The sequence below is a fragment of the Citrobacter youngae genome (genome assembly GCF_003818115.1).
GTDB classification, from domain to species: Bacteria; Pseudomonadota; Gammaproteobacteria; order Enterobacterales; family Enterobacteriaceae; genus Citrobacter; species Citrobacter youngae.
In genome coordinates this window covers 192,898-206,011 of the sequence record NZ_RPOI01000010.1, presented here as the reverse complement: position 1 = coordinate 206,011, position 13,114 = coordinate 192,898, and the positions used below count along the sequence as shown (strand labels likewise).

At 53.1% G+C, this 13,114-nt stretch carries 14 protein-coding genes; 2 read left to right on the top strand and 12 right to left on the bottom strand.

Annotation, left to right across the window (positions count from 1 at the left end):
* Positions 1-25 precede the first annotated feature (25 nt).
* The 3 genes from rlmH to EHN13_RS09730 all read right to left on the bottom strand — a co-directional run bounded on the left by rlmH (position 26) and on the right by EHN13_RS09730 (position 1,681).
* A complete protein-coding gene (gene rlmH, locus EHN13_RS09740) occupies positions 26-493 on the bottom strand; it encodes a 23S rRNA (pseudouridine(1915)-N(3))-methyltransferase RlmH (RefSeq protein ID WP_003022725.1) in 468 nt (155 codons plus the stop codon).
* A 3-nt stretch (positions 494-496) separates the two neighbouring features.
* A complete protein-coding gene (rsfS, locus tag EHN13_RS09735; protein WP_003022728.1) occupies positions 497-814 on the bottom strand; it encodes a ribosome silencing factor in 318 nt (105 codons plus the stop codon).
* A 255-nt stretch (positions 815-1,069) separates the two neighbouring features.
* Positions 1,070-1,681, bottom strand: coding sequence for an adenosylcobalamin/alpha-ribazole phosphatase (locus EHN13_RS09730; RefSeq protein WP_124021308.1), 612 nt, complete (start codon positions 1,679-1,681; stop codon positions 1,070-1,072).
* Between the two features lie 97 nt (positions 1,682-1,778).
* Between EHN13_RS09730 and cobD the strand changes: the two genes are divergently transcribed.
* Complete coding sequence (gene cobD, locus EHN13_RS09725; RefSeq protein ID WP_124021307.1) at positions 1,779-2,873, top strand: threonine-phosphate decarboxylase CobD; 1,095 nt, start codon at positions 1,779-1,781, stop codon at positions 2,871-2,873.
* Here cobD and nadD read toward each other — a convergent pair.
* From nadD to leuS, 4 genes are read right to left on the bottom strand one after another with little or no spacing between them, the layout of a single operon-like run.
* The gene (nadD, locus tag EHN13_RS09720) at positions 2,848-3,489 is read right to left on the bottom strand and encodes a nicotinate-nucleotide adenylyltransferase (protein WP_086523834.1); all 642 of its coding nucleotides are present in this window, start codon (positions 3,487-3,489) and stop codon (positions 2,848-2,850) included. The two genes, cobD and nadD, sit on opposite strands and share 26 nt — an antisense overlap.
* A gap of 1 nt (position 3,490) precedes the next feature.
* Entirely contained in the window at positions 3,491-4,522 is a 1,032-nt protein-coding gene (gene holA, locus EHN13_RS09715) for a DNA polymerase III subunit delta (protein ID WP_124021306.1), read from the bottom strand.
* Positions 4,522-5,115 (bottom strand): LPS assembly lipoprotein LptE, encoded by a 594-nt coding sequence (lptE, locus tag EHN13_RS09710; protein WP_048212293.1) that lies wholly within the window; start codon positions 5,113-5,115, stop codon positions 4,522-4,524. The genes holA and lptE overlap by 1 nt, the downstream gene beginning before the upstream one ends.
* A 14-nt stretch (positions 5,116-5,129) precedes the next feature.
* Complete coding sequence (gene leuS, locus EHN13_RS09705) at positions 5,130-7,712, bottom strand: leucine--tRNA ligase (RefSeq protein WP_124021305.1); 2,583 nt, start codon at positions 7,710-7,712, stop codon at positions 5,130-5,132.
* 235 nt (positions 7,713-7,947) lie between these two features.
* On the opposite strand from leuS, the gene EHN13_RS09700 reads away from it, so the two are divergent.
* On the top strand, positions 7,948-8,430 hold the full coding sequence (locus tag EHN13_RS09700; RefSeq protein WP_005121423.1) for a zinc ribbon-containing protein: 483 nt from the start codon (positions 7,948-7,950) through the stop codon (positions 8,428-8,430).
* Positions 8,431-8,526: 96 nt separating this feature from the next.
* Here the strand turns inward: EHN13_RS09700 and rihA are convergent, their stop codons facing one another.
* The 5 genes from rihA to gltI form a co-directional block, all read right to left on the bottom strand.
* On the bottom strand, positions 8,527-9,462 hold the full coding sequence (gene rihA / locus EHN13_RS09695) for a pyrimidine-specific ribonucleoside hydrolase RihA (RefSeq protein WP_048212291.1): 936 nt from the start codon (positions 9,460-9,462) through the stop codon (positions 8,527-8,529).
* Between the two features lie 116 nt (positions 9,463-9,578).
* Positions 9,579-10,304, bottom strand: a complete 726-nt coding sequence (gltL, locus tag EHN13_RS09690) for a glutamate/aspartate ABC transporter ATP-binding protein GltL (protein WP_003022754.1) — start codon at positions 10,302-10,304, stop codon at positions 9,579-9,581.
* Positions 10,304-10,978, bottom strand: a complete 675-nt coding sequence (gene gltK / locus EHN13_RS09685; protein ID WP_003022757.1) for a glutamate/aspartate ABC transporter permease GltK — start codon at positions 10,976-10,978, stop codon at positions 10,304-10,306. The genes gltL and gltK overlap by 1 nt, the downstream gene beginning before the upstream one ends.
* A complete protein-coding gene (gltJ, locus tag EHN13_RS09680; RefSeq protein WP_003022759.1) occupies positions 10,978-11,718 on the bottom strand; it encodes a glutamate/aspartate ABC transporter permease GltJ in 741 nt (246 codons plus the stop codon). Before gltJ ends, gltK begins: the two co-directional genes overlap by 1 nt.
* 162 nt (positions 11,719-11,880) lie before the next feature.
* Entirely contained in the window at positions 11,881-12,789 is a 909-nt protein-coding gene (gene gltI, locus EHN13_RS09675) for a glutamate/aspartate ABC transporter substrate-binding protein GltI (protein ID WP_048212290.1), read from the bottom strand.
* Positions 12,790-13,114: the final 325 nt, after the last annotated feature.

Sequence of the window (13,114 nt, the reverse complement as noted above, 5' to 3'; positions counted from 1 at the left end):
GCTTAATCTACTCAAGAATCAATGATCACTCACGGTGATAAGGATGGTTGGTGGTAATGCTCCACGCCCTGTACAGACTCTCTGCGACCAGCACCCGGACAAGAGGGTGGGGAAGGGTTAATGCAGAGAGTGACCAGCTTTGCTCCGCTGCCGCTTTACAGGCGGGGGACAGTCCTTCCGGTCCGCCAATCAACAGACTGACGTCACGACCATCCAGTTTCCAGCGTTCCAGCTCGGTCGCCAGTTGTGGCGTGTCCCAGGGTTTTCCTGGGATATCAAGGGTGACGATGCGGTTTTTGCCTGCGGCGGCCAGCATCTGTTCACCCTCTTTGTCGAGAATGCGCTTAATGTCCGCGTTCTTGCCGCGTTTTCCTGCCGGGATTTCGATCAGCTCAAAGGGCATGTCTTTCGGAAACCGGCGCAGGTACTCCGTAAAACCGGTTTGCACCCAGTCAGGCATTTTCGTACCCACAGCGACAAGTTGCAGCTTCACGCATTAACTCCAGAGTTTTTCCAGTTCATACAGGCGACGGCTCTCTTCCTGCATAACGTGGACAATCACATCACCAAGATCGACGACGATCCAGTCAGCTACGTTTTCGCCTTCTACGCCAAGCGGCAGCAGACCGGCGGTGCGAGACTCCTGAACAACGTGATCGGCGATAGACATGACATGGCGGCTGGACGTGCCAGTGCAGATAATCATGCAATCGGTGATACTGGATTTGCCCTGAACATCTAAGGCGATGATGTCTTGACCTTTCAGGTCATCAATTTTGTCGATTACAAAATCCTGGAGTGCTTTACCCTGCAAGTGTTCCCCCTGGGTGAAAAAGAGTTAAAAACGTCTGTTAGTATACCTGAACCAGAGGCGATATCGGGACAAATGTCTCCGAAAGCGCTTTTGAGGTGCGCTATCATCCCACCCCACGCAACAGAATGCATCGCCATTTTTGTAAAACAATTTCTGCAAAGCTCTGAAAGGCGGGAAAAGTCAGGTTGCGGAGAATAGCAGCCTGTCATAGGGTGTCAATGGGAGAGAGGCCCTTCGGCAGAAAAAACAGTGCATTCACTCACCCTCGTGCCACACGGCGCGACTATTGAGAACTTTCAGAACTGCAAAGTCGTCACAAAAATCAATGGCACTCCAGCATCCCTGTTCGATGCGAAAGTGCCACATGGCGGCCGTGGGCATGGACAGCAGCCGGGCCACCAGTACGCTCAGTACGCCCTGATGACTTACCACCAACAGATTTTTACTGTCTTTGTATTCAGCAAGCTGAGGAATGAAACGTTCAACACGCTGTGAAAATGCCTGAAATCCTTCGCCATTAGTTGGGGTTGCGTTCTGCCAGTCGTTACACCATACGGCATAATTTTCAGCGTCTTCGCGTGCAAGATCGCGATGATCGCGCATTTCCCAGTCGCCAAAGAACATCTCATTAAGTTCAGGCATGACACGCACAGGAACATCGCGTTCCGCCAGAATCAGTTGGGTTGTATGGCGGGCGCGTTCGAGTTCGCTGCACAGAACGTTGTCGAAAGGGACATTGCGTAGCAGCCCACTCAGTGATTGCGCCTGAACAATCCCCCGTTCCGTTAGCGGTGTGGGGGCATGACCGCTGTATAACCCAGCGACATTGGCTTCGGTTTCTCCGTGACGTACTAACCAGAGTCTCATTTTTTCCTCTTGGGGCTATTCGCACAAAATATGATGCTTGCCCTGATTGCGCAGAGATTTTTTCAATAAAATACCCCTTTTTAACTGGAGCGGCACGATGTCTTTATTGAAGAGCGCGCACGGCGGTAATACCCGAGAAGCCGCCGCATTGTTGGGCATCCCGCCTGAGCAATTGCTGGATTTTAGCGCGAATATTAACCCGCTGGGTATGCCCGCAACCTTAAAATGCGCGCTTATCGACAATCTGGACAGGGCTGAATGCTACCCGGACGTTGACTACACCCAGTTGCATGCGGCGCTGGCGCAGCATCACCAGATACCTGTTTCGTGGATCCTCGCGGGGAATGGCGAAACAGAATCTATCTTCACCCTGGTTAATGGGCTCAAGCCGCGTCATGCGATGATTGTTGCCCCTGGATTTGCTGAATACCGCCGGGCGCTGGAATGGGGAGAATGTGCGATCCATGAATTTGCGCTGCGCGAGGAGGATGGCTGGCAGCTCACCGCCACGATCCTTGATGTGTTAACGCCAGAGCTGGACTGCCTTTTTCTCTGTACGCCCAACAACCCTACAGGGCTATTGCCCGATGGTCATCTGCTTGCTGCGATAGCAACGCGCTGCGCTGAATTGGGGATTACCTTGATTCTGGATGAAGCCTTTATCGATTTTATTGCCGGGGAGGAGGGTTTTATTCCGCGGCTACAAGAGAATCCGCACATTTGGGTTCTTCGCTCGCTGACCAAGTTCTATGCGATACCGGGGTTGCGACTGGGTTATCTGGTCAATAGCGATGAACAGGCCGTGGCACGGATGCGCAGCCGACAAATGCCGTGGTCAATTAACGCATTTGCCGCGCTGGCGGGAGAGCTGATTCTTAGCGATAGCGCCTACCAGCAGGCGACGTGGCAATGGCTGGCACAGGAAGGACAGCGATTTGATCAACAATTGCAAACACTGCCCGGCCTGACAGTCTATCCCGGTCGGGCTAACTATCGGCTGTTACGCTGCGATCGACCGGATATCGGTTTGCAAAAATCACTGCTGGAACAACATGTTTTGATCCGCAGTTGTGCCAATTACCCTGGCCTGGACGCGCGTTATTACCGGGTTGCTGTTCGCAGTAAGGACGAAAATGACCGCCTGTTGGCGGCATTAAACAACACGCTTAGCGGTACAAACCCTGCTGGTTGATATAGTCGAGCACGGCGCGTGGCAGTAAGTCGTCGCACGGCTCGCCTTTTTCCAGGCGTTCGCGGATAAGCGTGGCGGAGATATTGAACCACGGCGTTTCGGCAAGGTAAATCTTACCTGCCGGCAGATTATGCAGATCATCTGCCGTATGGGTCAGATGATTTTCCAGCCACTGCTGGTGCTGTTCCTGTGCCATTTCGAGCGGGTAACCCGGACGTCGACACACGATAAGATGGGTGTTGTCCAGAATCGTGTCGTAGTCATGCCAGGAAGGAAAGGTCAGCAGTGAATCCTGACCAATAATGAATGCCAGCGGTGCATCCGGGCCTTGTTCCACACGCCACTCTTGCAGCGTTTGCGCGGTGTACGAGGCGGTATCGCGTTTTAGCTCGCGTTCATCCAGTGAAAACAAAGGTTTGTCGGCAATGGCCAGCTCAAGCATATGTTTACGCTGGGCGCTGGAGGCTTCCGGTTGCGCACGATGTGGTGGCACGTTATTGGGCATGACAATGACCCGAGAGAGGCCAATCAGATTAGCCAGAATTTCAACGGGTTTCAGATGACCATAATGCACCGGATCAAAGGTGCCGCCGAACAGAGCCTGCAATGATTTCATATCAACCATCAATAAAAACATCTGCCAGTGATTTATGGCAAAGCAACAGGGAAAGTCCCTCAAGCTCTGCCCACACTGACTGACCATAGTCTTGTTTAAGCGTAATTTCCGTACGTGTTAACAGCGTGACCGCCTGACGTAACTGTGTGGGAGTCAGTCGGTTTAACGCTTCTCCCATCATGCCACGGCGATTTTGCCATACCCGATGTTTGTCGAACAATGCCCGTAATGGGGTATGGGTCGACTGCCGTTTCAGGTTCACCAGCAGTAATAATTCCCGCTGCAGAGTACGTAACAAAATAACGGGTTCACTGCCTTCAAGACGGAGCTGTTGCAGAATATGCAGCGCGCGTTTGCTTTTGCCCATCAGCAGCGCGTCCACCCAGTGAAACGGGGTAAAGTGCGCGGCATCGTTAACGGCTTGCTCCACACGAGGCAATGTTAATTTACCGTCAGGCCAAAGTAGCGACAACCGCTCCAGCGCCTGCGCTAACGCTAGCAGATTGCCTTCGTAGCAATAGCATAAGAGTTGGTTGGCGGCGTCATCCAACTGCAGATTATGATGTTTCGCCCTTGCGGCTGCCCAACGCGGAAGCTGTGCCTGTTCAGGTGTCTGGCAACTGACCAGTACCGCGTTATTCGCCAGTCCGGTATACCATGCGGCGTTTTCCTGGGCTTTGGTCAGCTTGTTACCACGAACAATAAGCAGCAGATCGTCATGTAGCAGTGTGACGAGCGAGGCAAGTTGTTCGTTAATGGCGGCATTGGGGCCATTTTCTGGCAGCTGCAGGAGTAACGTTTGACGGCTGGCAAACAGGCTCATCGCCTGGCAGAGTGAAAAAATTTCCCCCCAGTCGGTGCTGTTGTCCAGGGTGAAAGCGTGGTGTTCTTCGAACCCTTGCGTTGCGGCAGTCTGGCGGATGGCATCCTGGCTTTCCTGCAATAAGAGGGGATCGTTACCTAAGAGTAAATACGCCGCGCGCAGCCCTTCATTGAGCTGTGCGCGGAGTTGTTCAGGGTACAACTTGAGCATCAGTTACCCAGCGTGGTGGAAACACGCGCCGGAGAGGAGGACGCTGGCGCTGCAGTTTTCACTGCAGGCTCGACGTCATCGCCGGATGACTGAACATCAGCAATATGTACGCTTGGCAGTTTACGAATCAACTGCTCGGCCGCCTTGTCGTACATCTCTTTAACGATCATCTCCTGCTCGTTATCCTTCGCCAGTGCCGCTTGCGGGTTGTCGAAGAATGAACGATAGACTTTAGCGCTGATCGGGTAAATATCATGGCCCGGGATCAGGACTGAAGCACTCACGGACATCACCATCTGGTATTCAGCGGTTTGACCGTTCTGGAACACGGACGCGGTATCCTGCGAAATGCTGACCGCGCCAAGGCGTAAGGACGGAACGTCTTTGCGCGTTGAGCTGTCTTCCAGCAGTGTAACGCCATTCAAACGCAACTGATTACGCACCGCCCGGCTTAACGGGCCGTTCGGATCACCCGTGACCAGAATCATGGTTTTCATCGTGGGGGGAACCTGCGTAGTACTACGCAGATGCCAGCCACACCCGGCGGTGACCAGCACCGCCAGAGATAACAACAATGTTGTCAGAAATCGCACGCTTCCTCCCGCGCTTAGCCAACGACCAGATTGAGGAGTTTACCCGGTACATAAATCACTTTACGTACGGTAACGCCATCAAGATATTTTGCCACCAGAGGCTCCTGGCCAGCACGTTCACGAACCTGCTCTTCAGTGGCGTTTACCGGAACGGTGATTTTGCCACGTACTTTGCCGTTTACCTGAACCACAACCAGCGTTGAGTCTTCAACCATTGCGGCGTCATCAGCTACCGGCCACGGCGCATTGTCGATATCGCCTTCGCCTTTCAGCGCCTGCCACAGGGTGAAGCAAACGTGTGGGGTGAACGGGTTGAGCATGCGTACAACGGCCAGCAGCGCTTCCTGCATCAGGGCACGGTCCTGCTCGTCTTCCTGCGGTGCTTTCGCCAGCTTGTTCATCAGTTCCATAATCGCCGCAATTGCGGTGTTAAAGGTCTGACGGCGACCGATATCATCAGTCACTTTAGCAATGGTTTTGTGCACGTCGCGACGCAGCGCTTTTTGATCTTCCGTCAGTGCAGCAACGTTCAGCGCCGGAGCATCACCCTGTGAAGTGTGCTCATAAACCAGTTTCCAGACACGCTTCAGGAAGCGGTTTGCCCCTTCTACGCCGGATTCCTGCCATTCCAGGGTCATATCAGCCGGAGAGGCGAACATCATGAACAGACGCACGGTGTCCGCGCCGTAACGTTCAACCATGACCTGCGGGTCGATACCGTTGTTTTTGGACTTGGACATTTTGCTCATGCCGGTATACACCAGTTCATGGCCTTCAGCATCCTTCGCCTTAACGATACGACCTTTTTCGTCGCGCTCAACGATGGCGTCAACCGGAGAAACCCAGTTGCGTTCGCCGTTTGTGCCAACGTAGTAGAACGCATCGGCCAGCACCATTCCCTGACACAGCAGCTGTTTAGCCGGTTCGTCAGAGTTGACCATGCCCGCGTCGCGCATCAGTTTGTGGAAGAAGCGGAAGTAGAGCAGGTGCATGATGGCGTGTTCAATACCGCCAATGTAGATATCAACCGGCAGCCAGTAGTTTGCCGCTTCTGGGTCCAGCATGCCTTCGTTGTACTGCGGGCAGGTGTAGCGCGCGTAGTACCAGGAGGACTCCATAAAGGTATCGAAGGTGTCGGTTTCACGCAGGGCAGGCATACCGTTAACGGTGGTTTTCGCCCACTCCGGATCGGCTTTGATCGGGCTGGTGATACCGTCCATGACGACATCTTCTGGCAGAATTACCGGCAGTTGATCTTCTGGTGTCGGCAGTACGGTACCGTCTTCCAGCGTCACCATCGGAATTGGCGCCCCCCAGTAACGCTGACGGGAAACACCCCAGTCGCGCAGACGGTAGTTAACTTTACGCTCACCGACACCCAGAGCGACCAGCTTGTCGGCAATGGCGTTGAACGCGTCTTCGAAGGCCAGGCCGTCAAACTCACCGGAGTTAAACAGCACGCCTTTTTCGGTCAGTGCCTGCTCGGACAAATCCGGCTCTGCGCCTTCAGAAGTCAGAATTACCGGCTTGATGGACAGGCCATACTTGGTGGCAAATTCGTAGTCGCGCTGATCGTGACCCGGAACGGCCATCACCGCACCGGTGCCGTATTCCATCAGGACGAAGTTTGCCGCCCAAACCGGGATTTCTTCGCCAGTCAGCGGATGAACCGCTTTAAAGCCGGTATCGACGCCTTTTTTCTCCATGGTCGCCATTTCGGCTTCAGCAACCTTGGTGTTACGGCATTCGTCAATGAAGGCAGCCAGTTCCGGGTTATTTGCCGCCGCTTTTTTCGCCAGCGGGTGACCTGCGGCAACGGCCAGGTAGGTCGCACCCATAAAGGTATCCGGACGGGTGGTGTAGACGGTCAGCGTGTTGTCGTAACGGTTCACGTTGAAGGTGATTTCTACACCTTCAGAGCGGCCAATCCAGTTGCGCTGCATGGTTTTAACAGTATCAGGCCAGTGATCCAGGTTATCCAGATCACGCAGCAGTTCGTCAGCGTAAGCGGTGATTTTGATGAACCACTGTGGGATCTCTTTACGCTCAACTTTGGTATCGCAGCGCCAGCAGCAGCCGTCAATAACCTGTTCGTTCGCCAGTACGGTCTGGTCGTTAGGGCACCAGTTCACCGCAGAGGTTTTCTTGTATACCAGACCTTTTTTGTACAGTTCGGTGAAGAACTTCTGTTCCCAGCGGTAATATTCCGGGGTGCAGGTCGCCAGCTCACGGCTCCAGTCGTAACCAAAGCCCAGCATTTTGAGCTGGTTTTTCATGTACGCGATGTTGTCGTACGTCCACGGTGCTGGCGCGGTATTGTTTTTTACCGCCGCACCTTCCGCAGGCAGGCCGAACGCATCCCAGCCAATGGGCTGCAGTACGTTTTTGCCCAGCATGCGCTGATAGCGGGCGATCACGTCACCGATGGTGTAGTTACGTACGTGGCCCATGTGTAGTCGACCAGAAGGATAGGGAAGCATAGACAGGCAGTAATACTTCTCTTTGCTCTCGTCTTCGGTAACTTCAAATGTGCGCTTCTCATCCCAGTGAAGCTGTACTTTGGATTCTATCTCTTCCGGGCGGTATTGCTCTTGCATGGCAGCCAGTGGTCCTGTTTTCAATACAGCTACAAACGTAGCTCTAGATGTGGTGTTTCAGATCCGCATAGCATAGCCCAAACGCCCGCGTCAAAACAGCCTTTCGCGCATTCAGCGTTGAATTCCCGCAAGGATAATTCTGACACGAATTTACACACTCTGTGGACAGTCTTGCAAAGCGTAGCGTAAATAACGTCTATTATTATAGACAGTTAACGACCCAGGAGGCGAAGCGATGAACAAGGTTGCTCAATATTACCGTGAACTGGTGACGTCACTCAGCGAACGTCTGCGTAACGGCGAACGCGATATTGATGCGCTGGTGGAGCAGGCGCGTCAGCGAGTTATGCAGACCGGGGAGTTAACCCGAACCGAGGTGGAGGAACTCACAAGGGCCGTCAGACGCGACCTGGAAGAGTTTGCACTCAGTTATGAAGAAAGTCTCGATGAGGAGACAGACAGCGTCTTTATGCGGGTTATCAAGGAGAGTATCTGGCAGGAACTGGCCGATATTACCGATAAAACGCAGCTCGAATGGCGCGAAGTGTTCCAGGATCTCAGTCATCATGGGGTTTATCACAGCGGCGAGGTGGTTGGGTTGGGGAATCTGGTCTGCGAGAAGTGTCACTTCCATTTAGCGGTGTACACTCCGGATGTGCTGCCGCTGTGTCCGAAATGCGGACACGATCAGTTCCAAAGACGGCCATTTGAGCCGTAATCGCTTATTGCCGGATGGCGACGAAAAGCGTCTTATCCGGCCTACAAATTGCACGATTTTGTAGGCCGGATAAGCGTTAGCGCCGTCCGGCGTGTATCAGGCGTAAAACTTCAGCCGTTCCGCCAGCAGATCGACAAATCCCTGGCGATCAACGTCCACCATCACGGTGGCGTTTGGCTTATTGCCGCTCAGGAAGTAGTAGTCCACCACGGTCATGCCCTGCGTGTATTTGCCCTGAGTTTCCACACCAACCCAGCGATCAACGGTGGTAAACAGTTCCGGTTTCAGCAGCCAGGCAATAGTGCAGGGGTCGTGCAGCGGCGCGCCGATGAATCCCCATTTTTCGTCTTTGTGATATTCAAAGAAGAAGTCGAGTAGTTCAGCAACGATCGTTGAAACAGGATTGCCAATAGCGCGGAACCGTTCGGTATCTTCGCGATGTATTTGCGCTTTATGCGTCACATCCAGACCCGCCATTACCACAGGAATGCCCGACTGGAATACGATTTCAGCGGCTTCAGGATCCACGAAAATGTTGAACTCAGCGGCGGGCGTCCAGTTTCCGAGACCCATCGCACCCCCCATTATCACGATACGGGCGATTTTAGCGTGCAGTTCAGGATGGCTATTCAGTAGCAATGCCACGTTGGTTTGCGGCCCGGTGGAGACAATGGTCACTGGCTCTGGGCTGTCACGCAGGGTTTTCGCCATCAGTTCCACAGCGGTACAGGCCTGTGGCGCAAAGGCGGGTTCCGGGAGCGCCGGGCCATCTAACCCACTCTCGCCGTGGACGTTATCGGCAATAATCAGATCGCGCATCAGCGGTTTCACAGCGCCACCGGCGACGGGAATATCACTACGATTGAGCAGTGTTAGCATGCGTAATACGTTACGCAGCGTTTTGTCGGGCGTCTGGTTCCCGGCTGACGAGGTTACCGCTTTCACATCCAGTTCAGGTGAGGCGAGGGCGAGAACAATTGCGATAGCGTCGTCATGACCTGGATCGCAATCAAACAGGATCGGAAGTGCCATTGTTGCTCCTTGTAAGTGGGACTCTGTGACAAGGTTAACGCTGGGCTGTATCTGTTTCGAGAAGTGAAGAGGTAAATCGTGAGATGGCGCGCACATGGCGATGCGCGCCAGCAAGATTAGTGCAGGATTTTCGCGAGGAAGTCTTTGGCGCGGTCCGATTTCGGATTGGCGAAGAACTCTTCTTTCGGTGAGTCTTCAACAATTTTCCCTTCATCCATGAAGATCACCCGGTTCGCCACTTTACGCGCAAAGCCCATTTCGTGGGTTACCACCATCATGGTCATCCCTTCATTGGCCAGTTCAACCATAACGTCCAGTACTTCGTTGATCATTTCAGGATCAAGCGCCGATGTCGGTTCGTCAAACAGCATGGCGATAGGATCCATACATAGCGCCCGGGCGATAGCGACACGCTGTTGCTGGCCCCCGGATAGCTGGGCCGGGAACTTCTCGGCATGTGCTGACAGACCAACGCGTTCCAGTAACTTTTGCGCTTTGTCGCGGGCCGGCTTTTTATCGCGCTTAAGCACTTTTACCTGCGCCAGAGTCAGGTTCTCAATGATCGACAGATGCGGGAACAGTTCAAAGTGCTGGAACACCATACCAACACGAGAGCGCAGTTTGGCCAGATCGGTTTTTTTATCATTTACCACGGTGCCATCAACGGTGATGACGCCCTGTTGCACTGGCTCCAGGCCGTTTACCGTCTTGATAAGCGTTGATTTACCGGAGCCTGACGGGCCACAGACAACCACCACCTCACCTTTTTTCACTTCCGTGGAGCAGTCGGTCAGCACCTGAAAGTGACCATACCATTTAGAAACATTTTTCAGGGTAATCATTAAACTGTCCTTTTCTTCAAATAGCTGACCAACAACGATGCGCTCAGACTGAATACAAAATAAACGGCGCCAGCAAACAGGATCATTTCAACCTGCGTGCCGTCACGCTCACCAATGGTGGAGGCGGTACGGAAGAAATCTGCCAGACTCAATACATAGACCAGCGAGGTATCCTGGAACAGTACGATGCCCTGGGTAAGCAGCAGCGGCACCATTGCGCGGAATGCCTGTGGCAGAATGATCAGCTTCATCGACTGCCAGTGGGTCATCCCCAGCGCCAACGCGGCGCTGGACTGCCCACGAGAAATACTCTGGATACCGGCACGGATAATTTCGGAATAGTACGCGGCTTCAAACATCGAAAACGCCACCATCGCCGAGATCAGGCGAATATCGGTTTTTGGCGACAGGCCCAGCACGTTTTGCAGGAAACCGGGCACAATCAGGTAGAACCACAGCAGCACCATCACCAGCGGAATAGAGCGGAATACGTTGACGTAGCCCTTCGCAAACCAGGCAATCGGCGCAAAGCTCGACAGTCGCATGACGGCAAGGATGGTCCCCCAGACGATACCAATGACGACCGCTGTAACGGTGATTTTCAACGTGATGATCAATCCGTCCAGCAGATACGGCAGGGAAGGGACGATAGAACTCCAGTCAAATTCGTACATTATTTGCCTCCCAAATTGCCAGGCAGGCGGATTTTGCGTTCGACGAGATTCATCACCAGCATGATGACGGCGTTAATCAGGACGTAGGCCAGCGTGATGGCGGTAAACGATTCCCATGCGTGGGCGGAGTAATCCAGCAGCTTGCCCGCCTGCGCCGCCATATCCACCAGACCGATGGTGGAGGCGATTGCGGAGTTCTTCACCAGGTTCATCATCTCTGAGGTCATTGGCGGAACAATCACGCGATAAGCGTTTGGCAGCAGGACGTAGCGATAGGCTTGCGGCAGCGTCAGGCCCATCGCCAGCGCGGCGTTTTTCTGCCCGCGAGGCAGGGACTGAATCGCGGCGCGAACCTGCTCACAGACGCGCGCGGCGGTAAACAGCCCCAGACAAAGCATAGATGAGAGGAAGAACTGAATGTTGGGATCCAGTTCTGACTTGAACCACATGCCAATGTTTTCCGGCAGCAGTTCAGGAATGACCAGATACCAGGTAAAGAACTGGACGATGAGTGGAACGTTACGAAACAACTCAACGTACAGCGTGCCGATCCCGGAAAGGAAACGATTTGGTACGGTACGTAAAATGCCGAATAAAGAGCCTATGAGGAAAGCGATAATCCAGGCGGTGATAGATAACGCGACCGTGACCTGGAAACCACTCCAGAGCCAGCCGAGATAGGTGGTGTTGCCGAACGGGGCCTGTTGTAAAAAAATACCCCAGTTCCAGTCTATAGACATAAATCTACTCCAGAAAAAAAAGGGTAGCAGCGCTACCCTCGAAGATTGTTATTCGGCGTTTTGCGGTTTTCAGGCCTGATGGGGAACGACCATCAGGCTTATAGTCTGTCCGTGCCAAGTAACAATCGAGAGGGCAAGGTGAACTCGCCCCATTTATTTTTGTTAGTTAAGCGCTTTATCATTCGGTGATTTGAACAGAGCCTTCATTTCGTCTGACAGTTCGAAATTCATGTTCAGGTTCTTCGGTGGAATTGGATTTTTAAACCACTTATCAAACCATTTCTCAGCTTCGCCTGAGGTCTGAGCCTGGGCAATGGTGTCATCCATCAGCTTTTTGAACTCAGGGTCATCTTTGCGCAGCATACAGCCGTAGGCTTCCTGAGATTGCGGCTTGCCAACGATCTCCCAGTTGTCTGGTTTCTTCGCTTTCGCGCGTTCGCCAGCCAGCAGGGCGTCATCCATCATAAAGGCAACGGCGCGGCCGCTTTCCAGAGTACGGAAAGAGTCACCGTGGTCTTTCGCGCTGATGATGCGCATATCCATTTTTTGTTCTTCGTTCAGCTTGTGCAGCAGGACTTCTGAGGTCGTACCCGACGTCACAACCACGGCTTTGCCTTTCAGGTCAGCGAAATCTTTGACGTCACCGCCTTTTTTCGCCAGCAGACGGGTGCCGACAACGAAAATAGTGTCAGAGAAGGCTGCTTGTTTCTGGCGCTCGACGTTGTTGGTGGTGGAACCACATTCAAAGTCGAAGGTGCCGTTTTGCAGCAGCGGGATACGGTTTTGTGAAGTAATCGGGATCAGTTTTACCTGCAGATCGGGCTTGTTCAGCTTTTTCTTCACGGCTTCAACGATCGCGTTGGAGTAATCCTGTGAATAGCCGACCACTTTTTGCTGATTATCGTAGTAAGAAAACGGTACCGAGGATTCACGGTGCCCGACGACGATTACGCCATTTTTAGCGATCTTATCCAGCGTGCTGCCTGCCGCTGGTGCTGCGTCTTCTGCGTGCGCCAGACCAGCGGACATTCCCATGACCAGCATGGCTGTGGCGAGCTTACGTAATTGCATATCCAACTCCTTTATCGTCTGCGCCGGTGACGCATTGATACCCATTGTGATGTTGTTATTGTTTGCTACTTAAACGTGCAGTCTTGTATATGTTTGTTAACATTTAGTTTGGATGAATGTAAAGAATTTGCTGTGTTATTGTTTATTTTTGCGAAGTGCGCCGCACCATTTGGGGGCAAAAATATCCTGTTGCACTTTTCGGGTGCTACCTTCGCTCAACTTTGGTGCGACCAGGTTGCACATTCAGCCAAAACAGCGTTTGCCTTGTAGAACAAAGCAATAGACGTGCCAGAATGGGATGTGGGAAATGTTTATGGGCCGGATA